This is a genomic window from Corynebacterium sp. 74A (genome assembly GCF_008930665.1).
GTDB lineage: Bacteria > Actinomycetota > Actinomycetes > Mycobacteriales > Mycobacteriaceae > Corynebacterium > Corynebacterium megadyptis.
Map to the genome: position 1 here is coordinate 427,138 of NZ_PQMG01000001.1, position 25,942 is coordinate 453,079.

A 25,942-nucleotide genomic window follows, 5' to 3' on the forward strand; every position below is an offset into this window, starting at 1 on the left:
CGGCTCGCGCATGAGAAAACCGCACCACGCTTTCCCTGTGCACAATGTGCGGGGCGCGGTGCGGCTGGCGTCGAAAAGCGCGCAGAGTTTACTCTGCAGCCTCCTCAGCCTCGGCCTCCTTGGCAGCCTCTTCCTCAGCCTTCTTCTTGGCCTCGGCCTCAGCGGCGTCCTTTTCTTCCTTGGCCTTGCGCTTCTTCTCGGTGATGGCCTCGGCGGTCGGACCGTTGTTGGCCTCGGAGAGGGCCTCGTTGAACAGCTCCAGCTTGGACTTCTTCTCCGGGGCAACCTTCAGGGTGCCCTCGGCGCCCTCGATGCCCTTGAACTTCTGCCAGTCACCGGTGACCTTCAGCAGGGCGAGAACCGGCTCGGTCGGCTGGGCGCCCACGCCCAACCAGTACTGAGCGCGCTCGGAATCGATGCGGATGACCGAGGGGTCCTCCTTGGGGTGGTAGATACCGATGTTCTCGATGACCTTGCCGTTGCGGCGGGTACGAGCATCAGCCACAACCACGCGGTACTGCGGGGTGCGGATCTTACCGATGCGGGCGAGCTTAATCTTGACAGCCATGTATGGCTCCTTTTCTTCTTGTCACTTAGGCAGTACAGACGCGCCTACACAGATGGTGGGCGCCGGTTCAACCCTTGGATTTACCTGCGGGTGACACCATGGGGTCGCCAGGCGAGACGTACTCGGGGACTGGCAGTTACCGCAGACAACTCGAAGAATACTACCTGAGTCCCCTCGACAGACACAACCCACGCTTAAGTACTGCGCCCCTCCATCCGCGGCCCCGCAGCGCTGGTGTCTTTTCGTCAAACGCGCCCGCAGTCGGTAGGCTAAACAGTCGATATCAGCCCGCTGCCACAGGCTTAGACCTTGTCACTGTATATTTTTTCGGTCGGCTTAAGCTGGGCGGAAAAGATGAGCATCTAAGGAGTCGAGTTCACCCAGTGTCTGAGAGCAATGCGCTGAAATCGGTGTCATATCGCTACGACCTCGACGGTTTGCGCGGTGTCGCTATCGCCTTTGTGGTGATCTTCCATGTGTTCGTCGGCCGTGTCTCCGGCGGCGTCGACGTCTTCCTGCTGCTATCCGGCTACTTCTTCCTCGGCTCGCAGCTGCGCTACGCCGAGCGCATGCGCGCCTCCCTTAATCCATGGTGGCCGCTATGGCGCACCATCCGCAGGCTGGTGCCGGCGCTGGTGGTGGTGCTCTTCTCGGTGGCGGGCCTGGTGTGGTGGATGGTGCCCTCGCTGAAGGAGGGCACGCTGGTCAAGCAGCTGCTCGCCAGCCTGCTGTACTACCAAAACTGGGAGCTGGCCACCCAAGACGCCGACTATAACGTGGCCTCGGATAGCGTCAGCCCGCTGCAGCATTTGTGGTCCATGTCCGTGCAGGGCCAATTCTATGTGGCCGCCATCCTGCTCTCGCTGGGCCTGCTGGCGCTGCTGCGCCTGCTGCGCTTGCGCCGCACCCGGGTATCCACGGTGGCGGGGCCCATCCTCATTCTCATCACCCTGACCTCCTTTATTTATGCATGCATTCTGCACAACCAAGATCAGGGCCTCAACTACTATTCCACCTTCTCCCGCGCCTGGGAGCTCACCCTCGGCGCCGTCCTAGCCATCTATGGGCACAGGATCCAGCTGAATGAGAAGTTGCGCTCCGCCCTGGCGGTGCTGGGCTTGCTCATGGTGCTCAGCACCGGCCTGCTCTTCGACGGCGCGCAGGTCTTCCCCGGCCCGTGGACGCTCTATCCCCTCGGCGGTGCGGTGTTCATCATCCTCGGCTCCGGCCCGGTATCGACTCTGCTCAGCCGCCGCAGCATGCGCTGGCTCGGCGATATCGCCTATTCACTCTATCTCTGGCACTGGCCGCTGTTGATCCTCTCGGTGATCTACTTCGACCTCACCGAGCCCAGCATCGTGCTGGGCGTGGCGGTGATCGCCCTGTCCGTAGTGCTGGCCCATCTCACCTACACCCTCGTGGAAAAGCCGCTGCGCCAGCACCGCTCCCGCCCGATGAGTGATGAGTATGTGGCGTGGAGCGCCTTCCAAGCAATGCAGAATAACTCGGCGGCGCGACTGCGGGGGCTGGGCGGCGCCAGCGTGGCCACCGTATTCATCCTGCTGCTGTCCATGGCACCGGCCTATAACCAGCAGCTCAGCAACGCCGAGGAGCAGACCCTAGACCCGCAGCTCTATCCCGGGGCGCTGGCACTCAGCGGGGCGACTGTGCCGCAGGATGTGGACCCGCAGCCGGATCCGGAGCTGATTGGTGATCTCTACCCACAGATCGGCTGGGATCGCTGCATGGCCTTTTCTTCCCAGCCCCCGGCCTACTTTCCCACCACCGCCTCCAATCCCGATGGCGAGGATGGGCCCTGTGCCTATGGCGAATTAGATAATTTCAGCAAAACCATCTACTTGGTGGGCGGCAGCCACGCCGAGCAATATTCCTCGGCACTCATCGACATCGCCAAGGAAGAGGGGTGGCGGATCATCCCGCAGCTGCGCCAGGGCTGCCCGCTCTTTTTGCAATACGAGGGCGAATACGACCCAGAGAATACGTGCGCCCGCTATAACCACAAGTCCTTGGATCTGCTGCTGGCAGCCCAGCCGGATCTGGTGCTCTCCACCTCCACCCGCCCGCAGTTCTTGAGCGGCGAGGGCCCCGACCATGTGCCCTATGATTATGAGCGGGTGTGGGAGCTGCTGGACGAGGCCGGTATCCCCTTCTTGGGCCTGCGCGATAATCCCTGGGGCTGGAATGAGGACGGTTCGCCCTTCAACCGCACCCAGTGCATGGCCCAGGGCAATAGCACTGAAGAGTGCGGCGTGGACCGAGACCTCGTCTATGCAGAGGAGGATCCCGCCAAGGAGATCCTGGACGGCTTCGACAATATGCGCTCGGTGGATACCGCTGATTGGTTCTGCGAGGAGGACTTCTGCCCGCCGGTGATCGGCAATGTCTACGTCTACCGCGATCGCAACCACATCTCGGAGGCCTATGCCTACACCCTGAAAGAGAAGCTGCGGGCCGAGCTGAAAAAGATGTTTGCCGATATCGACCCCGACAAGCTCGGCGATCCGGACGCCACCCCCACCACCACCTTCTTCGATGAAAACGATCCGGTGAACATGCGCTAGGCGCCCTCGCCCTGGGCGCGACGGGCACACAGACAGCATCAGGCGGCCTGCACTCCTCCTCAAGGGAAGTCCAGGCCGCCTGTGAGTTATCGGGCCGCAGCGGCGCGGCAGCCGAGCTAACTACTTGCCTTTACCGAAGTCCAGCTTGCTCAGGTCGATATCTTCCATGCCCTTCGGCATCTTCGGCATACCGGGGAAGCCGCCGCCCATGCCGCCCATCTGCTGCTGTAGCTTCTCCAATTCCTCTGGGGAGGGCATGCCGCCACCCATTCCGGGCATTGCGCCCCGCTTCGGCCCGCGGTTTTTGCCCTTGTTGGTGCGCTTGCCCTTCTTATTCTTGCGCCCCTTCGGCTTCTTCTTCGTGGCCGAGCGGCCGCCGCCCATGCCCGGCATGCCGAATTGGCCGGCCATCTTGCTCATCATCTTCTTCGCCTCAAAGAAGCGCTCCACCAGCTGGTTCACTTCCGAAACGGCCACACCGGAGCCCGTGGCGATGCGCTTGCGGCGGGAGGCGTTGAGGATCTTTGGGTCCTCGCGCTCGGCGGGGGTCATGCCGCGGATGATGGCCTGGATTCGGTCAAGCTGCTTCTCATCCACCATGTCGGCCATCTGCGACATCTGGGAACCACCGGGCAGCATCTTGAGGATGTTGCCGATCGGCCCCATGCGGCGGATCATGAGCATCTGATCGAGGAAGTCCTCTAGGGTGAGCTCTCCGGTGCCCAGCTTGGAGGCGGTTTTCATCGCCTCTTCCTGGTCCAGCTTCTGCTCGGCCTGCTCGATCAAGGAGAGCATATCGCCCATGCCGAGGATGCGGCTGGCCATGCGCTCCGGGTGGAAGACATCGAAATCTTCGAGCTTCTCGCCGGAGGAGGCGAACATAATCGGCTTGCCGGTGACCTCACGGATCGACAGCGCCGCACCACCGCGGGCATCGCCGTCCAGCTTGGTCAGCACCACGCCGGTGAAGTCCACGCCATCGCGGAAGGCCTCGGCGGTATGCACCGCATCCTGACCAATCATGGCGTCGATGACGAAGAGCACTTCGTCTGGGTTCACGGCATCGCGAATATTGCGGGCCTGCGTCATCAGCGTCTCGTCGATACCGAGACGACCAGCGGTATCCACGATCACGATGTCGTGCTGAGCTCGCTTGGCCTCAGCGATACCTTGGCGGGCTACCTCCACGGGGTCGCCATGGGAGGTGCCCATCTCGTGCTCGCTGCCGAGGGCAGTGCCGGGATCGGGGGCGAAGGTGGGCACACCGGCGCGCTCACCAACGATTTGCAGCTGCTGCACGGCGCCGGGGCGCTGCAGATCGCAGGCCACCAGCATGGGGGTGTGCCCCTGTCCGGCGAGGTGCTTGGCCAGCTTACCGGCCAGGGTGGTTTTACCAGCACCCTGCAAACCGGCGAGCATGATCACCGTGGGCGGGTTCTTGGCCAAGTTCAGCCGGCGAGTCTCCCCACCGAGAATGTCAACGAGTTCCTCATTGACGATCTTGATCACTTGCTGCGCTGGGTTGAGCGCCTTAGAAACCTCCGCGCCGGTTGCCCGGGACTTGATGCGCTTGATAAAGCCGCGTACCACACTCAGCGAGACGTCCGCCTCGAGCAGCGCCAGCCGGATCTCGCGGGCGGTGGCATTAATATCAGCTTCAGTGAGCTTGCCTTTGCCGCGTAGATCCTTAAGCGCCCCTGTGAGCCGGTCTGATAGTGATTCAAACACGAAAAGTTTCTCCCCTAGATGTACGTCTTGTCTCGCTATACATTACCTATACCGGCTTTATGCTAGCCGTTGAGCAGGCAGCGCGTCACGTCACGTTCGATCTGCGCGGAGTCATACTCGCCGGCGAGACAAAACTGGGCAATGCAGGTAGCACCGGGCCGGCGCAGGCTCAGCCACTCCACCTCGGGTAGCACGCTCAATAGCGTCCCGAGAATGCCGTGCACATCGGGCGCGCGCACCTCCACGGTGCGGCCATACCAATAGGTGGCCACCATGGAGGTGTGCACCTGCGGCGAGGTGGTGTGTACTCCCGACTTATAGGACTGCACAAAATGCTGAATGTCGAGTTCCGCGCCGAAACGCGGTCGCGCCTTGAGGGCCACGCAGTCGCCATTGACGCCGGCTTTGCGCAGCCGCAGGCCGCTGGCATGAACGGTGGCCAACAGCGTCATCAGCTGGGCGCGGTTCGGAATACGCGCCAGGATCCGGTAGTGCGCGCCTCGGCGCACGACCTCGATGGTCTCTACCTGCTCAATCTGCGGCGGCTGCGGCACAACACAGGTGAGCATCCGCTCGGCATTGCGCACGAGAATGTCCATGCCATAGGCCAGCGTGGAGCTATATACCCCCGGCCCAGTGCCGCGCGCATCTGCCTTGGTCAACAGCGCCAAAAGGTTGAGGATGAGCTGATCGTAGTGCACCGCATCGAGCAGCTTATCGACGCTATCCTCGCTACTCACATCCGTGGTGGTGGCCAATTCCGCGAGGGTGGTGTGCTCGAGCACCAAGGTGCGCAGCACCTCCACATCGGCCGCGGCGAAACCCATGCGCTGGGCTTGTGCCACCACCATCTCCGCGCCCACGATGGCGTGCGGCCGGCCGCAGCGCTTGCCCATGTCGTGGAAGAGCGCGGCCAGAAGCAGCAGGTCTGGGCGTGCCGCCGCGATGGTTTCGCTGGCGCAGTTTTCCACCACGGCTATGGAGTGGCGGTCGATGGTGTGAATATGCGTGGGTTCTTTGGGCATGAGCCCCCGCACTCTCTCCCACTCCGGCACGAGCGGGCTGAATAATCCAAAGCGGTCCATCGACCGCACCACCTCGAGGGTGTGCTCGGGACTGGAGAGGACGGTAAAAAAGTCCTCGACTGAGGGCTTTGGCCACGGCTCCGGCAGCGGCGGGCAAGTGCGCAGCGAGGACCACACGGCCGTGGACACCCGCAGCCCGTGGCGGGCGGCTGCAGCAGCAACGCGCAGCGGCAGGCCCGGATCCTCGAAGTTAGTATCGCGCGCCAAGGACACGTGATCGCCTTGGGCAAAAACATCTAAGTCCACCGGCTGGCGGCGGCTGCGGGTCAGCGGGACGCGGGTGATCACATCGCGGGCGCTATCGAGGGCCCGCGTCAGGGCCACATCCACGTTGTGGGCGGCCTCGGCGATGGCGCTGGACAGCTCATAACGATCGGTAAAGCCGAGCTTATCGGCCACGTCCACGGCGAACTCGGGGTCGAGGACATCGCGATGCCGACGGGCGGCGGTGTGCAGCAGCGTGCGGGCGTCGATAAGCAAACGGCGCTCGCGGGAAAGATCGGGGGCGTCCACGAGATTGCCGAGGGCGAGCGCGCGCAGCAACTCAATATCGCGCAGCCCGCCGTGCCCGTTTTTCAGATCCGGCCGAGTCATGGACACGCACGAGCCCGAGCGCCGCCAGCGCTTAATGGCCTCATCGGCGATGTGGTCGAATTTGCGCGGCAGCACTTGCCGCCAACGGTGCCGCACCGCGCGGATGGTGAAGGCGCTGAGCTCCTCATCGCCGCTGACATGGCATAGATCCAGCAAGGCGAGGCTGGCGCTGGGTTCGGTGGCCAGCACCGAGAGGCAGTCGGCGGTGGTGCGCACGCTGTGGTCAAGGGCGATGCGCGAATTCCAAATGGGATACCACACCTCGGAAAGATCGCCGTCGAAATCATCGGGAATGAGCAGCACCAGATCGAGATCGGAATGCGGCGTCATTTCTCCGCGCGCGAAAGAACCGGTGGCCGCGAGAGCACATCCTGGGGGCACCTGCACCGTGGCTACCGTCTGGTGCACGAAATCGAGGGTGTCGCTGCGGAACACAGCGGCGGTATGGGAGAGCTTCATAGTCATCAGCATAAAAACAGCCCCCGGTACCCAACACATGTGGGCCCGGAGGCTAGAGAAAATAGCGGCGTAAATTTACAGGGCGTCGGAGCCGCGCTCGCCGGTACGCACGCGCACGAGCTGGTCGATCGGACTCACCCAGATTTTGCCGTCGCCGATCTTGCCAGTGCGGGCGGCCCCGGCGATGGTATCGAGAACCTCATCGAGCTGGGAATCATCCACAATGGTCTCGATTTTGATCTTCGGCACGAAGTCGATGGCATATTCGGCGCCACGGTAGACCTCAGAGTGGCCCTTCTGCTGGCCGTAACCCTGGGTTTCGGTCACGGTCATGCCCAGCACGCCGATCTGGGAGAGGGCTTCTTTAATGTCGTTGAGAGTAAAAGGCTTAACGATGGCGGTAACAAGCTTCATGGGACAGTCACTCCTTGGAGATAGCGGTATCGGTGTCCGCGCCGAGCTGTCATCGATTGGCCTCGTATGAGGTCGATGCGCTCCGCGCCTTCGCCGTGCACGCGGCGCCAGCGCCGCGTGAATAGGTTGTACCTACGAAGTGTAGTTATTTCTCATAGTCTGCGTCGGCGGCACCGGACTCGCGATGAACTCCGGTGCCACCCACCGGGACTGCGCTAGAAGCGCATCGAGGAGGTCTCGTAGGCGGTCTCGCCGTGGATGCGGTAGTCGATTCCGCTTTCCTCATCGGTTTCTTCGATGCGCCAGCCCATGGTGCTGCGGATAATCAGGGCCATGACCACGGTGACCGCGGCGGAGACAACCATGGCCGCGAGTGCCACCGCGAACTGCACCACCAGCAGTGCGAAGCCATCGCTACCGCCGCCGTAGAAGATGCCGATGTTGGTATCCAGCAGCGCCAGGCCGATGGTGCCCCACAGGCCAGCAACCAGGTGCACACCCACCACATCGAGGGTGTCATCGAGGCCGAAGCGGTATTTCCAGCTCACTGCCCACGCTGCGAGTCCACCGCCAACGGCGCCGAGAACGAGGGAGCCCACTGGGTCGAGAGCACCGGCGGCCGGGGTGATCGCCACCAGGCCTGCCACCACGCCCGAGGCCGCACCGAGGGAGGTCATGTGGTGATCGCGGAAGCGCTCCACTACCAGCCAGCCGATAATTCCGGCGGCGGCTGCGGCGGCGGTATTCATCCATGCCAGACCCGCTAGGCCATCGGCGGCGAAGGCGGAACCGGCGTTGAAGCCGCACCAGCCGAACCAGAGCAGACCGGAGCCGATCATCACCATGGGCAGGTTGTGCGGGCGGTGCACGTGGCGCGGGAAGCCCCGACGGCGTCCACTCACCACGGCCAGCACCAGCGCCGCGGTGCCTGCGGCAATGTGCACCACGGTGCCGCCGGCGAAGTCCACCGGTCCAATGAGGGCGTCCTCGCCCTCGGAGCCGAACAACCATCCAGCAATGGAGTGGGAGGATTCGGAGAGCAATCCGCCGCCCCACACCATGTGCGCCAGCGGGAAATAGGCAAAGGTGACCCACAGGCCGGCAAAGACCAGCCAGGAAGAGAACTTCACGCGCTCCGCGATGGCACCACTGATAAGGGCCACGGAGATCACGGCGAAGGTCACCTGGAAGGCGACGTCGATAATCGCCGGGTACCCGGCTTCACTCATCACGTAGTCGCCGGCGCCATCGGTCATCACATTGCGCAGGCCGAAGTCCGTGAAGGGATCGGCCACAATGCCGGCGAGGTCCTTGCCGCCATAGGACATGGACCATCCATAAAGAATGAAGATGGGGATGACGACCCCCATCGCCCCAAAGGACATCATCATCGTGTTCAGTACGGACTTCTGGCGGGACATTCCGCCGTAGAACATGCTGAGTGCGGGAGTCATAAGCAACACCAAGGAAGCGGACATGAGCATCCAGCTTGCGTTTCCCTCCATGTTTTCTTCCTTTCTTGCTGCTGTGTCTCGTTATCGTCGGGTATCTATCACCAACAAAAAATAACTATAGACCAATAGAAAAATAAATTCTATTGGCCTATAGAAAGCGGCACCCCCTCATAAGAAAACCGCCCCTATCTGCACAGATAGGAGGCGGTAATCATGCGGTCACGGGGGTAGCTCTAGCCCAAGAGTGCGTCGACGAAACTTTCCGGCTCGAAGGGCGCAAGATCGTCTGCTCCCTCGCCCAAGCCGACGAGCTTCACGGGCACACCCAGCTCTTCCTGAACTTGGAACACGATACCGCCCTTGGCGGTGCCGTCGAGCTTGGTGAGCACCACACCGGAGATGTCCACAACATCGCGGAAGGTGCGCGCCTGAATCAGCCCGTTCTGGCCCACGGTGGCATCCAGCACCAGCAGCACCTCGTCCACCTCGGCCTTCTTCTCTACGACGCGCTTGACCTTGCCCAGCTGATCCATCAGGCCCTGCGAGGTGTGCAAACGCCCGGCGGTATCGATGAGCACCACATCGGCGTGCTGCTCGATGCCCTGTGCTACGGCGTCGAAGGCCACCGATGCCGGATCGGCGCCTTCCTTGCCGCGCACGGTGGTCGCACCCACCCGAGTACCCCATGTATCCAGCTGGTCGGCGGCGGCCGCACGGAAGGTATCGGCGGCGCCCAGCACCACGTCGTGGCCCATAGACACCAGCACGCGCGCCAGCTTGCCGGTGGTGGTGGTTTTACCGGTGCCATTAACACCCACCACCAGCACCACGGCCGGCTTGCCCTCATTGGGGATGGCGCGAATGGAGCGATCGAGCTCCGGCTGGCAGGCCTCAATGAGGGTCTCGCGCAGCATGGCCCGTGCCTCCTGCTCGCTGGACACACCGCGGGCGGCGATCTTCTCACGCAGATCATCCACGATCTTCATCGTCGCCGTGGAACCGAGATCAGCCATAATCAGCGTGTCCTCGATCTCCTCCCAGGCATCCTCATCCAGATCGCCGGCGGAGAGAATACCCAGCACAGACTGGCCGATCACATTCTGCGAACGCGACAAGCGTCCACGGAGCTTGCCTAAACGCCCCTCGGCGGGTGCGATGTCCTCGCGCTCGACCTCGGCCGGCTCGGGCTCCACCACGGCGGTATCGGACTCCTCCTCCGCCGCCGCAGCAGCAGGCTTATCGACGCCCTCTCGCTGCTCAGTATCGTCCTCGGCAGCAGTCTCGCCCTCGGAAACGACCGGCTGCTCATAGCTCTCGGACGACGCGGACTGGGTCAGCGGCGCCGGCCCGTCACTGACGCTGCGGGCCTGATCCTCCTCGACCGGGGCTGGCGCAGGCTGCTCGGTGGCCTTTTCGGCCTCCACCCGATCGATCTCGGCGTCCTCGACGGAACTGATCTGCTCCGCAGCGGCGGTGGGCTCGGACTCGGCCGGGGCCTCAGGCTCGGCTGGGATTTCGCTATCAGCCGAGGCCTCGTGCTGAGCGGCCGGGGTCTCGGCCTCGGACTCGGTGGGACGCGGCGGCTGCGCCACGGCGTCCTGCTCTACCCGATCAACCTCGCCCTCCTCGACGGAGCTGATCTGCTCCTCCGCTGCGGTAGGCTCGCTAGGCTCCGCTACAGGCTCCGGTGCCGGCTTCTCCACTGCGGTGGGCTCGGGCTGCGGGGTGTCCTGCGGGGTCGTGGAGGGTTGTGGGCTGTCGAGGCGCTGGCCGTCGAGAAGCTCGGGCTCCTTCTTCTTCGGGGTAGAACCGCTACCGGCGGCGGGGGCGAAGTTAAAGCCGCCCTGCGCCTGATAGTTACCGGATTTCTCCTCGCGGGTGAGCTCCTTGGTCTCCTCCTCTTTCTCGAAGGAGACAGTCTTGGCCTGCTTGCGCTTCAAGCCGATCACAATGACCGCGATCAGCAGCAGAATGACAACAACCGCCGCAATAATATAAGTGGTATTCATAGCGTCAATCCTCACTAGTGGGTCTTCATTGGGATATCCCCGTCCACGTTAGTATCTCTAGCTCGCTAGCGATGGATACTTTTCCGCCAGCACCATCGCCTCGCTCGAGACCACGTCGCCGGTCACCAGATCCGGCACCACGGTGGCCATCTCGGCCCAGCCCGGGCCCACCTCATCCAATAGCTTGGACTTGCCCAGCATGTCGTGGGCATGCATACGCGCCGCGAGAGCGAAAATCATGGACACCACCGGCGCTAGCGCCCACAGATCCTGCGGGTTATCGGTATCCACGCCATCCAACTTGTCGAAGCGGATACGTGCCGAGTTATAGAGCCGGCGCTGCGCGCCCTTGATCCCGCGCATCAGCGTCAAGGCCGGCTTGATCAGCTTGTGCCGCACCAAGATCTCAGAGAGCTGCTCGCGGTGCTTGAAGGTTTCAAATACCGCCATCAATCGCGTGGAATCCGCCATCATCGGCCCCGGCACGATCTCCGCCTGGGAGAAGAACATCTCCAGCAGCATCTCCTGCTGCGCCGGATCCATGTGCGCGATCTGCACCGTCGAACGGTCAATGCAGGCGGTGTCCAAGGTGGCGTCGCGGCCGGTGCTCAGCGTCTCCACCAAGCGCTTGCCGGCGGCGTCCTCCAGCTGCTTCATCACGGCCCGCAGCCGCTGGCGAGTCTCGGGGCTTATGGACTCTTCCTCGAGGGCTGCGGCCAGCTCCGGCAGCCCAGCCAGGGTGCTGAGCACACCGATCCAGGCATTGCGGTGAATCTCCGTGGCGTCCACGGTGGCCTCGGCTCCCTCGTGGGTGCCGGACATCGGGGTGGCCACCAGCCCGGAGGAGACTACGCAGCCCGGCTGCAACTCGCTGGGCACCAGCGAGGAGGCCAGCCCTGACAGGGCCTGCTGCGGGTGGGTACGCACCACCGCGGTGATGGCACGCCGCATCGGGGTATCGGCCCTATCCTCGGAGGCGAGGAAGTCCCAGAGCATCGGCATAATCGCGGGATCGTCGGGAGCGGAGTCGGACTCGCCGGCGAGAAACGCGGAGAACTCGGTAAAGCCCGCAGAGCCACTGCGATAGTAGCCCTCTTGGGCGATGGTCGATGCCGTTTCTGCGGGAGTGCGCGCGGGACGCTGCACGCTATAGGGATCAGAGGAAAAGAGCTGAATGGCCAGATCGCCAGCGCCCCGATAGGCCTCCGGCAGCGGGGTCTGGGCGCTGATCTCGTCGATCGTGTTCGCCAGCGCCCAGGGGGCCGTCAACGGCCAGATCCAGGCGCCCACGCGGTGATCGCTCGGCAGATCGCTGCAGTGCAGGGTGTCGTCGACAAGCTCCACCCCGGAGGTCAAGGGAGCAGGGTTGATATCGGCGAGGCCGACGGAGACCTTCCGATTCACGGCCTTGTCTACCCACTCCAGATCCATGCGGCCGGCGGGCATGGCGTTCATCGAGCCCACAAGCCGCGACATATCCGCGGCGAAGGTGTAGTCATCGAGGCGCGTCATCTTCGCGGTGCGCAAGGGGGTGCCGTGGTTATTCCGCACGGAAATACTCGGCTGGCTCACGCCGCCGCCGGCGGGCACGCGCAGGCGCACCATGCCCTGCGGATCGAACTCGGCGGGTTGGACGCGGGCGCGGGTGGTGCGCCACGAGGCCGGTTGGGTCTGCAGCGGCAGCTCGAAAAGTAGCCGCGGCGGGGTATAGCGCAGCGGCAGCTGATCGCCTTCCTCGGTGGTGATGGCGAAATCCACACCCGCGGCATCAGCGGCCACCTCCACGCGGGAGGGCACCACATCAAAAGGTTTCTCGCCGTGGCTAATGCGCAGCGTCGCCGGAGACAACCCTCCTTGGGCGGGGATACGGAAAGTCAGGGACCCACCAGCTACCTCGCTCTGGGTGTGCAGTCCCTCCACCAGGGCGCACTCGTGACGGAAGGACTCATTGCGGGGACCGCGCAAACGGATGAGGTACTCCCCCACCCACGGCGACTCCCACGCGGAAGGATCAAAGATATCGAAGACGCCGCCCTCTGCGGGCACCTCCAGCGGCTCGGCTGGGGCCACCTCCATGCCTTCCTCGCCGATGCCGGCGAAGGCCGAGATGGTCAGATACCACGTTTCTGCCTGTCCCGACACCGTGGGCGGGAACTCAGCAAGCAACGATTCGGAGTGCACCGGCAGGCCGCTGGTGGTGCGCACGCAGGCGGCGGCCGGGGAGGGATCGCGGAAGATCACGCGCTGGCGGGCGTCCACGCAGCGCACATTCTGCTCGCCGGCGCCATCGCGGTCGATCTTCAGGCTCGCCGCATCGGAGGTATCCACGCGCACGCACTGCCACTTATCCCAGCCCTCAACAGCCACCGTGTCGATGATCGGCAGGTCGCGGCCGGTGACCACGTCCACCACTTGGGCGTCATTCGGGCACACGACGCACAGCTCGGGATAGTGCAAGGAGGCCTTGTCGGTGACATTCGCGCCCTTGGGGGTGAAGATCAGGGTGGGATCCTCTGAGTCGATCACCGGCACCACCCAGTTCAACTCGGTGGTGACATCGTGGATGGCGATCTCGCGGGTCTGGTGCTCCACCGCGATATCGAGCGCCTCAGAGTAGGGGCGCTGCTCGCCCCAGGGGCGTCCGGTGCGATAAACGGTGGTGGTTCCGTCGATAGACACCCGCCATTGAATCTCCTCATTCGGCTGGTTCACCACCTTTTGCTCCGGCAGGCGCAAGCACACCTTCCGGCGGGCGGCGTTCCACATGATGCGGGGGCGCAACTCGCGAGTGCCCACGCCCACGGCGTGCTGACGGTCCTCGGTGCCCACGGGCCGCTCGCGCAGCTCGGCGATCACATGCTCCGCCACTGGCTGCACCATGGCCGGGCTCGGCCACTCGTCACGACGCACCCGCCATGTCGCCCCTTGGGAGGCGGCGAACTGACGGAAGGTCTCCACCGACTGCAGCACCTCCGCAAGCAGCTCGGGGGCGGCTTGGGCTACCGCAGCCGTGACGGGAAGCTCCTCCGTCTCCGCCAAGAAGGCCACGTCTACCTCGCCGTTCTGGGCGTCGAGCAGCTCGAGCAGTCCGGGGATCTCGGCGGCAGTCACGCCGATGTGGGCGGCAAGCACCAGCACCGGAGTCTCCGCCATGCCCTCGGGTACGGTGGTCTCGGTGGCTGCGATTACCCGGCGCGCCGCACTATCGGCGGCGGCCACCATGTCCTCGGTGGTGGGCAGCGCCATGCCGGAGAGGTATTCGATGAAGAAGCTCTCGGCGTCAATCATCGTGGAGGCCCGGTTGAGCAGGGTGGCCAGCGCGAGGTTCGGCGAGGAGACCATGAGCTCCTCCAGCTGGGCGCCGTCGGCGAGCTGCCGCGATAGAAACGCCCCATAGAAGCGCTCGATGCGCTCGAGTGCATCCGAGCTCAGTTCCCGGAGGGGAAAGGTGGGGGTGTGTTCGAACTCCTGCTTGAGTTCCAGCTCGGTGCGGAAGGCCCACCCGAGTAGAAATTCCGTGGAGGAGGAATCGGCGGCTGTGTTGGTTCTGCTACCGGCGCCGGTGCTCATAAGTTGGTGTGGTCCCCTTCTACTGCTTGATCACATACTGTGCGGTACTCGACGCAGCGCGTGGCATGCCTGCGCTAAGAGTCTTAGCGTAGTCCACGTGCCGCGCCAGTTCACCACGACTCCCGATTGCCGGTGCGGGCACGCCCCGAGGCGCTAGGTTGTGGGCTCGCCCACGGCCGGATCGACACTGCGGGGCTCGCTGTGCGGGCTCATGCGCTGCGAGAGCACCTGGGTGACGCCATCGCCGCGCATGGTCACTCCGTAGAGCACGTTGGCGATGTCCATGGTGGGTTTTTGGTGGGTGATCACGATCAGCTGCGAGGTTTCGCGGAGATCCTCGAACAGCGCGATGAGGCGCCGCAGGTTGACGTCGTCAAGCGCCGCCTCGACCTCGTCCATGACATAAAACGGCGAGGGTCGGGCTTTGAAGATCGCGACGAGCAGCGCCACCGCGGTCAGCGATTTCTCGCCACCGGAGAGCAGCGAGAGTCGTTTCACGCGCTTGCCCGGCGGGCGGGCTTCCACGTCGATGCCGGTGCCGAGCATGTCGGAAGGGTCGGTGAGCAGCAGCCGCCCTTCGCCTCCAGGAAAGAGCGTGGCAAAGACCGTGGGGAATTCCTGCTCCACATCCCGCCACGCCTCGGTGAAGAGGGTGAGGATCTGATCGTCCACCGACTCGATCACATCCTCCAGATCCGCCCGGGCCTGCTCCACATCGGCCAGCTGGGAGCTGAGATAGTCATAGCGTTCCTCCAGCGCCTTGTACTCCTCGAGGGCCAAGGGGTTGACCTTGCCCAGGGCGGCCAGCTGCTTTTCTGCCTGCTTCAACTCACGGGTGGTGGCGGCGCGATCAAAGCCCGGGCCGGGGGCGTGCTCGCTGCGCAGCGTCGCAGCATCCACCCCAGTCTGCTCGCTGAGCTTGACGACGCTTTCCTCCAGCCGCACCCGAGCGGTGGACAGCGCCATCTCCGCCTCGTGGCGGGCATCGCCAAGGCGGGAGGTTTTCTGGGTGGCCGCAGATAGCTCCTCGCGCGCCCGGCGGGCGCTGCTGACCACGGAGGCCTTGCGCTGCTCCAGCTCGTGGCGCTGAGTGGACACGGCTTCCCGTGCCGCCGCCACCCTGCCGCGCATCCGCTCACTTAGCTCCGCCACCACGGCGGCCAGGCCCGTCTCCTGCTTGCGCTTTTCCACCCGTGCCTCGTGCCGGGCGCGCTGCTGCTCGGCCTGCATCGCCTGCGACTTCAGTGCCGCGGCCCGGCCGAGGGCTGCGTTTTCGCGCTGCTCGAGCTGGCCCAGCCGCAGCCGTGCCTCGGTGTCCATGGAACGCAGCTGCTCCACATGCGCGGCCAGGTTGTCTTTCTCGGCGCTGGAGACCTCGGTGGGGCTGTCCTCATCCTCGGCCGAGGCCAACAGCTCGGAGACGGTGCGATAATCCTCGCGCGCCTGCTCGAGCTCCCTGCTAGCCCTATCGAGCCGCTCATAGAGGCTGGTGTGTTCCCGCTCCTGATTATCGGTGGCCTTGATCAGCCGATCGACCTCGGCGGCCTTGGTTTTATCCACCGCGTCGAACTCGCGCAGCGCGGCGGTGGTGGCGGCCACGTTCACACGGGCATCCTCAGCGGCCTTCTTGGTGCCGCTGAGGGTGCCGGCCATATCCTCGCGGCGGCGCAGCAGAGTGGCCAAGGTGGCCTCAGTATCGCTGATCTGCTGGGCGATCTCCACGCTGGTGGAGCCCACAGCCTCTGCATCGCCGCTGCCGCTATCGGTGATGAGCCAGCCATGCCCCAGCACCGCCCCAGCAGGGGTAACGGCGCGGAGCCGCGGATCGGCTTCCACCAGCTCCCGGCCAGCGGCGATATCGGGCACGATCACCACATCCACCAGCATCCGCGTCAGTGCCGAGGACACCGCGGTGGATAGTTCCACCTCATCCAAGAGCCAGCGATGCGCGCCGATATCGGTGTCAAGACGCCAGGGATCGGCCTCGCCGCTGGCGATAAACGCCGTGGCGGTGGTGTTCTCGGCGGCGAGCCGGGCCCGGAGCTGGGCATCGGGCAGCTCGCCCACGAGCGCCTCGGCGTGGCAGCCCAGTGCCGCCGCCAATGCCGGGGCGAGGGCGGTATCGACCCGCACGTGTTCGGCAAGCTGGCTATAGTCTGCGGCGACATCCGCGGACAGGGCGGCGCGGGGACGCTGCTGGCTTAAGACCTCCACCTTCGATTCCAGCCGGGAGATGGCCACGTCGAGTTCGCGGTGCTCGGCGCTGACCTCCTCGAGTCGCTGCTCGGCGGCGCGGGCCTCGGCCTGCGCCTGGCGGGAGTCCTCCACCAGAGGGGCGCGTTGCAGCGTGGTGTGCTGCAGTGCCTTCTTCGCCTGCGCGAGCTCCTTGTTCAGTTCGTCGAGGGAGCTGGCGGCCTGGCGTACCTGCTGTTCGCGTTCCTCCACGCGCCGCTCGGCGGCGGCGATGGCTTTGTGCGCACTATCGACGCGCTCGACCAGACGCGCTACCCCGGCCTGATGATCGGCGATGGCGGCGATGCGGGTGCGGTGTTCGCGTTCGGCGCGCTCGTAGTTCTCCCGTGCCGTGGCCAGCTCGCCGGAAATCTCCTCAAGTTGGGCGGCCGCCATTTCTTTGTCTTCGGAGAGCTCATAGGCTTCTTCCTCGGCCAGCTCGGCTTTCTCGCGTATCTGCGCGGCATCCGGGCCCTGATAGGCCTCCTCGGCGGCGCGGCTGGTGCGCTCCCTGGCGATGCGTAAGGTGGCGTCCACCCGCTCGGCGAGGGAGGACAGCTCGAACCATAGGTTCTGGGCCTGCTCGAGCTGCGGGGTCACCTCGTCTACCGCGGCGTCCCATTCAGCGGCGGCGGCCTGCACCTGCTCCAGATCTGCACGCGCTTGGGCGTGGCTATCAATAGCGCGGCGGTGGTGTACTTCCGCATCGGCGCAGGCGGCGTCCAAGCGGGTGATGGTATCGCCGGCCAACTGCAGCCGGTTGTGCCGTACCGTCGCCTGCACCGTGGCAGCCTTCTGCGCCGCCTCGGCCTGACGCGCCAACGGGCTGAGCTGCTTGCCCAGCTCCTCGGTGAGGTCGCGCAGGCGATCGAGGTTCGATTGCATCCCTACCAGCTTGCGCTGCGCCTTTTCCTTGCGGCGGCGATGCTTGAGCACCCCAGCGGCCTCTTCGATATAGGAGCGGCGCTCCTCCGGGCGGGATTCGAGGATCTCGGCCAGCTTTCCCTGGCCGACGATAATGTGCATCTCTTTACCGATGCCGGAATCACTGAGCAGCTCTTGAATATCCATCAGCCGGGCGCGCGAGCCGTTGATCTCGTATTCGGAAGCGCCATCGCGGAACATCCGGCGGGTGATAGAGACCTCGGAGTAGTCGATGTCGAGGGCGCCATCGGAGTTATCGATCGTCAGCGTCACCTCGGCGCGCCCGAGGGGCTTGCGCCCGCCGGCGCCGGCGAAAATGACATCGTCCATCTTGCCGCCGCGCAGGCTTTTCGCGCCCTGCTCCCCCATCACCCAGGCCAGCGCATCCACCACATTGGATTTGCCGGACCCATTGGGCCCCACGACAGCACAAATGCCGGGCTCGAACTTCATGGTGGTGGCGCTGGCGAAGGACTTAAAGCCCTTCATAGTCAGCGACTTCAAATACACCTTGAATTCCTCCCGGCATGGCCCCAGTTCGCACCCCTCGTTAGGCAGAGGCGCTGGGCTGCCCATCCACGAACTGCCCCGATAGGCAGCACGCGCATGGGCCAGCGTGCGATGATCACCGCACAGATTTTAGCGGGTGTGAAAACCGCTCGCCCCGCGCGGGTCGGTGTAGTGCGGGATCACCGTCTCCACTGAGCCGGGCCGGTGATGGCTGCTGGGCTGCTCGCTCAGCCGCTGCACCAGCTCCGCCACGGCCGTCTCCGTGCCTTCGGCAACCACGCAGACCCGGCCGTCCACTAAATTTTTCGCATACCCAGCGAGCCCGAGCTCTTTCGCGTTTTGCAGGGTCCACCAGCGAAAACCTACGCCTTGGACGTGGCCGTGCACCCACGCCGTAACCCGCGTGACGGCGGCATCCGCGGCGTCCGGCTCCCTGCCGCTCGCTGCTGCTAAGGAGTCATCCCTCGACGGGCACATCGATTAGAAATCCTTTGCTTTTTCTTCGCGCCAGGTCAGCGGATCGGAGCCGTCCCAGCATTCCATGCCGTCCCAGCCGCGCAGGCCGGGCACATCATCGCGGTGGAAGACGGGGTTCTGGCCCTTGGCCCGCTGTTCGGAGAAGTTCTTGAGCACGGCCACAGCCACGCCGCCGAGCGGGATGATGACCACCAGGTTGATCGTGGCCATCAAACCGGAGAACACATCGGCCAGCGACCACACCAGCGGCACTGTGCCTAGCGCGCCACCGAAGACGCACAGTCCCACTACAACGCGGTAGATGGTGAGGGCCTTCGGGGACTTGGTGAGGAATTCGATATTGGATTGGCCATAGTAGTAGTTACCGATCACCGAGGAGAAGGCCAGGAAGATGATCACGACGGTGAGGAAGTGGATGCCCCAGGTGCCCACGGTGGAGGCCAGTGCGGTTTGGGTGAGCTCGATACCGCCATCGCTGGCCGCGTAGTCGCCGCGGGAGAGCAGGATGATGAAGGCGGTGATGGTACACACCACGAGGGTGTCGAAGTACACGCCCAGGGTCTGGATCAGGCCCTGCTTGGCGGGGTGAGAGACACTCGCGGTCGCAGCGGCATTGGGCACCGAGCCCATACCGGCTTCGTTGGAGAACAGGCCACGCTGCACACCCCTCATGATCACTGCGCCGAGGGTGGCTCCGGCGAACTCGCGGATACCGAAGGCGTTGAGCACGATATTTTCCAGCATGCGGGGCACCTCGGTGATGTTCAGCGCCACCACAATGAAGCCCATGAGGATATAGGCCACGGCGATCACCGGGACAACCACTTGGGTGAAGCCACCGATGCGGCGGATGCCGCCGAAAATCACCACGTAGGTCGCCGCCGCCATGAGGGCGCCGATGATCATCTTGGCGGTCATGGTGTCCATATCGAAGGACAGGGTGACGGCCGCGGCGATGGAGTTGGACTGCACCGCATTGAACACGAAGCCATAGGTGGTGACGATGGCGATGACATAGATTAGCGCCAGCCAGCGTGCGTTGAAGGCCTTGGTGATGTAGTAGGCGGGTCCGCCGCGGTAGGAATCCTCATCGCGCACCTTATATACCTGCGCCAAGGTGGACTCCACGAAGGCGGTGGCGCCGCCGAGCAGCGCAAACAGCCACATCCAGAACACCGCACCTGGACCACCAGTGGCGATAGCGATGGCCACACCGACAACGTTGCCGGTGCCCACGCGCGAGGCCGCGGAGATGGTGAAGGCCTTAAAGGCGGAGACGCCCTGCTTGCCATCCGAGATATCGGAGGGCTTTTCCGTGATGGACTTGAACATCTCCGGTACGAACCGGAGCTGGACGAGCACGGTGCGCACACCGAAGTACAGGCCCGCAATGACCAGAAGGGCGATGACGAGGTACCAGAAGTACTCATTAAATGAGTCAATCGCAGCGGTTAAAGATTCCATGAGGAAAAATATACCGCCGGACACGAATTCTTCCTACCGTAATGCTAGTCACGCAAGCGGTTAGTGCTGGCAGCGGCCACAAAAATAGGTGGAGCGCCCCACCACTGTGATTCTTCTTATCTCAGTGCCACAGCGCGCACAGGGGAGCCCTTCTTGCCCATAGGCGTTGAGCGATCGCGCGAAATAGCCGGACGCACCATTGACGTTCACATAGAGATCATCGAAACTGGTGCCGCCTTGAGCAAGGGCCCGCCGCATCACCTGCTGCCCGGACTCCAGCAGCGCCCGCAGCCGCTGTAGGCTGATGCGCTGGGCAGAGCGCGTCGGTGCAATTCCTGCTGCCCACAGCATCTCATCAGCATAAATATTGCCGACGCCGGAAACGATGGTTTGTTCCAAAAGCAGAGCCTTAATCGGGCGCGCCCGCTGCTTCAGCCCCGCCGCCACCTGCGGCATTGATACTTCGGGATCGAGCAGATCGCGTGCGATATGGCTTATCGACGCCGGTATGCGCTGCTCCTGCTCGCCCAGAGACACCAGCTCATCTAGGCGCCAGTAGCCAAAGGTGCGCTGATCCACAAACCACACGGCAGGCCCGTACTCCAGCTGCAGGGCAGCCCGTAGGTGCGGATGGGAGTCGTGGGCATGGGGATCCGTGCTGAGCAGCATCTGCCCCGACATGCCGAGATGCACCACTACTGCTTCCTCGCCATCGAGACGCAGCCACATAAACTTTCCGCGCCGGGAGACCGCCTCAATCTGGCGACCACACAGCTGGGCGGCGAACGCCTCCGGCGAGTCCTCATTGTGGCGGATAGCCCGCGGATGCAGGATGCGGGCCGCTGCGATGCGGCGCTGTTCCAACCTTGGAGCCAGGCCGCTGCGCACCACCTCTACCTCGGGTAGTTCCGGCATGGGGGTACTAGTCCACGCTGGCGGCGTCGAAAAGCGGCAGGGTATCCCAGTCGTGCTCGAGAGCGGGCACCGCTTCGCGGGCGGCCTGCTGCTCGGCCGATTTCTTATTGGGGCCCTCTCCCCTCCCCACGAGGCGGCCCTCGATCACGGCATAGGCGGTGAAGTGGCGCTGGTGATCAGGCCCCACAGCGGTGCAGTGATACAGCGGTGCCTCCCGCTTATTCTCGGCGGCGCGTTCTTGTAGCGCCGTCTTATAGTCCACGTGCAGCCCCGTGCTGCGGGCGGTTTCAATCTTGCGCCCGAAGAGGGTCAGCACCACCTGCTCGGCCACGCCGAAACCATGCTCGATATAGATGGCACCCAGCAGCGCCTCGGTGGTGTCGGCTAGGATGGAATCCTTATTCGCGCCATCGGTCATCAGCTCGCCCTTGCCCAATAGAATATGGGGACCGAGATTGATCTCACGGGCGATATCCGCCAAGCCATAGCGGGAGACAATAGAGGCCCGCATCTTCGAGATATCGGACTCGGGGCTGTGTGGATAGTTGTGATAGAGCCGAGTGGCCACGGACAGCCCGAGGACGGCGTCGCCAAGAAACTCGAGCCGCTCATTATTGGGCAAATGCTCGTGCTCATTGGCAAAGGATCGGTGCGTCAGGGCGAGCTTCAGGCTGTCATCGGAGAGCTCCACACCGAGCGCCTGCAGCAGCGGGGCATGATCGACCTCGTGAAAACGCTGCTCCCATGCCTTTTCGCGGGGAATACGCTGTTTACGACGACTCACTGAAACTTCTCCAATCCTGCCCACCGCGGATCAATGCGGTCTTCCTCTTCTTCGCCCGATACCCCATCGGGGGCAGGCACGAGATCATAATCGCACTCGTCGCCGTAGTCCTCGCAGGTGGGGCTAAAGGGTAACTCGAGCCCCACCGTGGTGGTCAGGGCATCCAATAAGTCGATGCGGCCGGAATCAATGTGGCCGAGAGAATCCTCCAACGCATCGGCGGCATCTTCGTCACCGGCGGCGTCATCATCAATAAAGTCGGCGGATTCGGAATAGACCCGCGAAATACGGAAGTCCTGCTCCACGCTCAGCGGCTCGAGGCACCGGGCACACTGCCCGCTCAAGGTGGCGTGCACGGTGGCATCAACCATGATGGCATCACCAAGCGGGGCCAGGGTGGCGTCGACGGCCAGCTCCGAGCCCTGGTCAATAGCAATCAATTCCAGCCCGATGCGCTCAGGCGCGGGGCCGGTGGTGGATTGATAGTCCGTATTCGCCGAAGGCGAAAGCAGATGTGCTACATCGAATGTCAGTGGTGATGTCATGCACTCTAGACTACGTTGCTTGCCCCGCGCGGGCGAAAGCGCGGGAGTCAACGGCGACTGCGGGCTAGAGTTCCTCGCCGTAGTCGTAGCGCTGGTTATCACTCGAACGGCCGCTTCCTACGGCGCCGGCGCCGCGTCGCAAAGCGGTGCGGTCGCGGGAGACCACACGCAGGGTGGCGTTGAGACTGTCCTCGAACTCGGCCAGCTTGGCATCCACATAGTCATCACACTCGGCGCGCAGTCGATTGGAATCGGCATGGGCGGCATCCACTACGCGGTGCGCCTCCTCGTTGGCGCGACGCACCACCTCGGACTCGGAGACCAAACGCTGCTGCTCCGCCAAGCCCTCGGACACGGAGCGATCATAGGAGTCATTGCCCTGGGCCACGAGACGCTCTGCCTCCGCCTCAGCGCGATCGATACGATCCTCCGCCTCGCGGTGAGCATCATCGGTTACCCGTCGGGCCTCATCTTCTGCCTCGGCTACGAGACGGTGGGCCCGATCCTGGGCGTTATTGACCATGGCCTCGGAGTCGCGGTTAGCGGTATCCATAATCTCGTTGGCGTCGGCCTGCGCCTCGCCGACGATGGCATCGGCCTTGGTAGTGGCCTCGTGCACAATCTCGTCGCGCTTATCCAATACGTCCTGCGCATCATCGATTTCTACTGGCAGGGCATTGCGTAGCTCATCAAGCAGCATGAGCATGTCATTACGCGGCACCATGCAATTGGGGGTCATAGGCACGCCATAGGCCTGCTCTACGGTTTGGACCATTTCATCAAGGGTTTCAAAGACGCGATACATGGGCCTTACTCTACCGTGACGCAGCCGCCTCGGGGTGGAGTGACATGGGCGTATGCAGGCGAAGAAAACGCCTCTACGCTTTCTTAACCCCGCAACGACAGACACCCTGCCCCGCGGCCACAAGGACCACAGGACAGGGTGTGTCAGTAGCGGGATATCATCCCGCGGGGAGGGTGTTAGATAACGCCCTGCGCCAGCATCGCGTCGGCAACCTTCTTGAAGCCGGCGATGTTAGCGCCGATGACGTAGTCGCCGTCGTGGCCGTACTCCTCGGCGGTACGCTTACATGCGCGGAAGATATTGCGCATGATCACGTGGAGACGCTCGTCGGTGTACTCGAAGGACCAGGAGTCGCGGGAAGCGTTCTGCTGCATCTCCAGTGCGGAGGTAGCAACACCACCGGCGTTGGCGGCCTTACCGGGGCCGAAGGCGATCTTCCTCTCGCGGAAGACCTCAACAGCCTCCGGGGTGGAAGGCATGTTGGCGCCCTCAGCAACGTACTTACAGCCGTTGTCGATAAGCTTCTGGGCGTGCTCACCGTTGAGCTCGTTCTGGGTGGCGCAGGGCAGGGCCACATCGCACTCGAGATCCCAGATAGAGCCGTCGGAGTGGTAGGTAGCACCCTCGACCTCGTCGGCGTAGGCGGAGATACGGTCGCGGCGAACCTCCTTGATCTCCTTCAGCTTGGCCACGTCGATACCGTTCGGGGTGTGGATCCACCCTTGGGAATCGGAGCAGCCGACCACCACAGCGCCAAACTCTTGGGCCTTCTCGATGGCGTAGATAGCCACGTTGCCGGAACCGGAGACGATCACCTTGGCGCCATTGAGGGACTCGCCATCGGCAGCCATCATTTCCTTGGTGAAATACACCAAGCCATAACCGGTGGCCTCGGTACGCACCAAGGAGCCACCCCACTCGAGGCCCTTGCCGGTGAGGACACCGGACTCGTGCTGGTTAGCCAGACGACGGTACTGACCGAAGAGGTAGCCGATCTCACGGCCGCCCACTCCGATGTCACCGGCGGGTACGTCGCGGTACTCGCCGATGTGGCGGTGCAGCTCAGTCATGAAGGACTGGCAGAAGCGCATGATCTCGGCGTCGGATTTGCCCTTGGGGTCGAAGTCGGAACCGCCCTTGCCGCCGCCGATAGGCAGACCGGTGAGGGAGTTCTTGAAGATCTGCTCGAAGCCGAGGAACTTGATGATGCCCAGGTTCACGCTGGGGTGGAAGCGCAGGCCGCCTTTGTAGGGGCCGAGAGCGGAGTTAAACTGCACGCGGAAACCACGGTTGACCTGAACCTCTCCCTGATCATCAACCCACGGCACACGGAAGATCAGCTGACGCTCCGGCTCGCAGAGACGCTGGATCAGACCATAGTCCGCATAGTGCGGATCGTTGTCGAGAACGATCTTGAGGGAGTCCAGAACCTCGAGGACCGCCTGGTGGAACTCGGGCTCGCCGGCGTTACGCTGACACAAGCGGTTGTAGTACTCCGAGATCTGTGCGTCAACAGACTGCACATCATCGTTCTTAGTGGCGGTATTCGTCATAATTCTCCAATTCCCATATCCCTCGTGAACTCGAGGGATGAATTTCTATCGTCTTACCGATATCCAGTCTCTTGCTCAGGGGGAGTATGCGCAACTTAGCCATGTGTTACGTATGTCACACCTTCATGGTTCGCCGTATCACCCCTCAGTTTCCGCAGGTTGTCCACCACAATCAGCTCCGGCATATCGAAGCCGAGAGGAACCGGGCGGCAGTCAATCTCCCCCCATTCACCCCCGCTTTGCCAATTGTCCAATAGGTTTAACACCGCGCTGAGCACAGTCGGGTTGTAGGGAGAATACATATGCCCGCCGAGATTCTGCGGGCACACCTCCTGCAGCACCAGATTCTGCGTTTTCTGGCCAGAGATCTTTTGCACGTCCACATCCCAGATCATTTCGTCCACCCGCGTGGAAATAGTGGTATAGCGCGGCCCCGGCACGGTCTCTGCTGGGGTGTTCTGCTCCTCGATCGCCCGCGACCCGCGCAGTAGCTGCTGCAGGCTCGGCTGCAGCACGCGATCAAGGCCTCGGCTCAGCACTGCGCTCGACTCCCCCGCCGCCTGCTCGTGGAGATGATCCACCACGGTTCCGAGATGCGCCGGGCCGCCGCCGCGCGTCGGCGAGGCGATTCCGATCCAGCTGCGGGTGAGCTCACCCCGATCTATAGAGTTCACCCACATGCGGGCCACCGAGGCGCCTTGGGAAAAACCAATGATGTGCACGCCCGTCGCCCCAGAGGTGGCCAGCGCCGCACGTACCAGCTCATCCACCTGTGCCGCCGATTCTTCGAGCGGGCGATAGCCGAAACCCCGATCTGGGTCCGGCCCCATGCCATAGTCCAGTCCAAACACACACCAGCCGGCGTCCACGAGCCGTGGCCCCAATTCCGCGTAGTCGCCATAGAAGGTGGAATCCGTGCCATGCACCAGGATCACGGCCTCCTGCCGCTCTGTGGTGGCGCGGCAGGAAGGATCATTGGTTCCCTGCGGCTGTAGTGGGCGAACCTTGGAGTCGAGCAGCACCCGTTTCGCAAGAGATGGCCGCGCCACGCGGGGGCCTTCCACCCCCGTGCTCGCACCGGCGGGAGGTGTTGCGGCTGCGGGAGTCACGCCCACGGGGCTCAAAACAGCCCCGGCCAGTGCCATGACCGCCAGAATCGCAGCGACTGCCCTCGTGCTGCGGCCTATCGTCGCTGCGCGCCGCGTGCGCCATCGTGTATTTGTCATCACCGCTCCTTTAAGGACTACGGTCGAGATTTCTCTGCTCCCGC

At 63.6% G+C, this 25,942-nt stretch carries 17 protein-coding genes; 1 reads left to right on the top strand and 16 read right to left on the bottom strand.

Features of this window, described 5'->3' with window-relative positions:
- Positions 1–88 precede the first annotated feature (88 nt).
- Complete coding sequence (rpsP, locus tag GBB11_RS01890) at positions 89–568, bottom strand: 30S ribosomal protein S16 (protein WP_151528513.1); 480 nt, start codon at positions 566–568, stop codon at positions 89–91.
- A gap of 383 nt (positions 569–951) precedes the next feature.
- Here rpsP and GBB11_RS01895 point away from each other — a divergent pair, with 383 nt between their 5' ends.
- A complete protein-coding gene (locus tag GBB11_RS01895; protein WP_151548809.1) occupies positions 952–3,150 on the top strand; it encodes an acyltransferase family protein in 2,199 nt (732 codons plus the stop codon).
- A gap of 120 nt (positions 3,151–3,270) precedes the next feature.
- Here GBB11_RS01895 and ffh read toward each other — a convergent pair whose 3' ends face one another.
- The 15 genes from ffh to GBB11_RS01970 all read right to left on the bottom strand — a co-directional run bounded on the left by ffh (position 3,271) and on the right by GBB11_RS01970 (position 25,898).
- Positions 3,271–4,878: a signal recognition particle protein gene (gene ffh / locus GBB11_RS01900; protein ID WP_151548810.1), complete on the bottom strand. Its 1,608-nt coding sequence runs from the start codon at positions 4,876–4,878 to the stop codon at positions 3,271–3,273.
- A 62-nt stretch (positions 4,879–4,940) separates the two neighbouring features.
- Positions 4,941–7,016 carry a [protein-PII] uridylyltransferase gene (locus GBB11_RS01905; protein WP_151548811.1) on the bottom strand — a complete coding sequence of 692 codons (2,076 nt, stop codon included), beginning with the start codon at positions 7,014–7,016 and terminating at the stop codon, positions 4,941–4,943.
- A 75-nt stretch (positions 7,017–7,091) separates the two neighbouring features.
- The gene (locus tag GBB11_RS01910) at positions 7,092–7,430 is read right to left on the bottom strand and encodes a P-II family nitrogen regulator (RefSeq protein WP_151548812.1); all 339 of its coding nucleotides are present in this window, start codon (positions 7,428–7,430) and stop codon (positions 7,092–7,094) included.
- Between the two features lie 215 nt (positions 7,431–7,645).
- Positions 7,646–8,935 (bottom strand): ammonium transporter, encoded by a 1,290-nt coding sequence (locus GBB11_RS01915; protein WP_151548813.1) that lies wholly within the window; start codon positions 8,933–8,935, stop codon positions 7,646–7,648.
- A 182-nt stretch (positions 8,936–9,117) separates the two neighbouring features.
- Positions 9,118–10,893, bottom strand: coding sequence for a signal recognition particle-docking protein FtsY (ftsY, locus tag GBB11_RS01920; RefSeq protein ID WP_151548814.1), 1,776 nt, complete (start codon positions 10,891–10,893; stop codon positions 9,118–9,120).
- Between the two features lie 57 nt (positions 10,894–10,950).
- The gene (locus GBB11_RS01925) at positions 10,951–14,463 is read right to left on the bottom strand and encodes a hypothetical protein (protein ID WP_151548815.1); all 3,513 of its coding nucleotides are present in this window, start codon (positions 14,461–14,463) and stop codon (positions 10,951–10,953) included.
- Positions 14,464–14,616: 153 nt separating this feature from the next.
- Positions 14,617–18,129: a chromosome segregation protein SMC gene (gene smc, locus GBB11_RS01930; RefSeq protein ID WP_192796290.1), complete on the bottom strand. Its 3,513-nt coding sequence runs from the start codon at positions 18,127–18,129 to the stop codon at positions 14,617–14,619.
- 129 nt (positions 18,130–18,258) lie between these two features.
- A complete protein-coding gene (locus GBB11_RS01935) occupies positions 18,259–18,606 on the bottom strand; it encodes an acylphosphatase (protein ID WP_151548817.1) in 348 nt (115 codons plus the stop codon).
- Positions 18,607–18,609: 3 nt separating this feature from the next.
- Positions 18,610–20,070 carry a sodium:alanine symporter family protein gene (locus tag GBB11_RS01940; protein WP_151548818.1) on the bottom strand — a complete coding sequence of 487 codons (1,461 nt, stop codon included), beginning with the start codon at positions 20,068–20,070 and terminating at the stop codon, positions 18,610–18,612.
- A gap of 60 nt (positions 20,071–20,130) precedes the next feature.
- A complete protein-coding gene (gene mutM, locus GBB11_RS01945) occupies positions 20,131–20,985 on the bottom strand; it encodes a bifunctional DNA-formamidopyrimidine glycosylase/DNA-(apurinic or apyrimidinic site) lyase (protein ID WP_151548819.1) in 855 nt (284 codons plus the stop codon).
- Between the two features lie 7 nt (positions 20,986–20,992).
- A complete protein-coding gene (gene rnc / locus GBB11_RS01950) occupies positions 20,993–21,769 on the bottom strand; it encodes a ribonuclease III (RefSeq protein ID WP_151548820.1) in 777 nt (258 codons plus the stop codon).
- On the bottom strand, positions 21,766–22,314 hold the full coding sequence (locus tag GBB11_RS01955; protein WP_151548821.1) for a DUF177 domain-containing protein: 549 nt from the start codon (positions 22,312–22,314) through the stop codon (positions 21,766–21,768). The genes rnc and GBB11_RS01955 overlap by 4 nt, the downstream gene beginning before the upstream one ends.
- 64 nt (positions 22,315–22,378) lie before the next feature.
- Entirely contained in the window at positions 22,379–23,119 is a 741-nt protein-coding gene (locus GBB11_RS01960) for a DivIVA domain-containing protein (protein ID WP_151528499.1), read from the bottom strand.
- Between the two features lie 176 nt (positions 23,120–23,295).
- Positions 23,296–24,672 (bottom strand): NADP-specific glutamate dehydrogenase, encoded by a 1,377-nt coding sequence (gene gdhA, locus GBB11_RS01965; RefSeq protein ID WP_151548822.1) that lies wholly within the window; start codon positions 24,670–24,672, stop codon positions 23,296–23,298.
- Between the two features lie 95 nt (positions 24,673–24,767).
- Positions 24,768–25,898: a triacylglycerol lipase gene (locus GBB11_RS01970; RefSeq protein WP_192796289.1), complete on the bottom strand. Its 1,131-nt coding sequence runs from the start codon at positions 25,896–25,898 to the stop codon at positions 24,768–24,770.
- Between the last annotated feature and the right edge of the window lie 44 nt (positions 25,899–25,942).

Bases quoted from the DNA above. Each gene is read 5' to 3' on its own strand.
- GBB11_RS01905 (WP_151548811.1), bottom strand. From the start codon at position 7,016: ATGAAGCTCTCCCATACCGCCGCTGTGTTCCGCAGCGACACCCTCGAT.
- GBB11_RS01915 (WP_151548813.1), bottom strand. From the start codon at position 8,935: ATGGAGGGAAACGCAAGCTGGATGCTCATGTCCGCTTCCTTGGTGTTG.
- GBB11_RS01910 (WP_151548812.1), bottom strand. From the start codon at position 7,430: ATGAAGCTTGTTACCGCCATCGTTAAGCCTTTTACTCTCAACGACATT.
- mutM (WP_151548819.1), bottom strand. From the start codon at position 20,985: ATGCCGGAACTACCCGAGGTAGAGGTGGTGCGCAGCGGCCTGGCTCCA.
- ftsY (WP_151548814.1), bottom strand. From the start codon at position 10,893: ATGAATACCACTTATATTATTGCGGCGGTTGTTGTCATTCTGCTGCTG.
- GBB11_RS01960 (WP_151528499.1), bottom strand. From the start codon at position 23,119: ATGTATCGCGTCTTTGAAACCCTTGATGAAATGGTCCAAACCGTAGAG.
- GBB11_RS01970 (WP_192796289.1), bottom strand. From the start codon at position 25,898: ATGACAAATACACGATGGCGCACGCGGCGCGCAGCGACGATAGGCCGC.
- GBB11_RS01940 (WP_151548818.1), bottom strand. From the start codon at position 20,070: ATGGAATCTTTAACCGCTGCGATTGACTCATTTAATGAGTACTTCTGG.
- GBB11_RS01925 (WP_151548815.1), bottom strand. From the start codon at position 14,463: ATGAGCACCGGCGCCGGTAGCAGAACCAACACAGCCGCCGATTCCTCC.
- gdhA (WP_151548822.1), bottom strand. From the start codon at position 24,672: ATGACGAATACCGCCACTAAGAACGATGATGTGCAGTCTGTTGACGCA.
- rpsP (WP_151528513.1), bottom strand. From the start codon at position 568: ATGGCTGTCAAGATTAAGCTCGCCCGCATCGGTAAGATCCGCACCCCG.
- GBB11_RS01935 (WP_151548817.1), bottom strand. From the start codon at position 18,606: ATGTGCCCGTCGAGGGATGACTCCTTAGCAGCAGCGAGCGGCAGGGAG.
- GBB11_RS01955 (WP_151548821.1), bottom strand. From the start codon at position 22,314: ATGACATCACCACTGACATTCGATGTAGCACATCTGCTTTCGCCTTCG.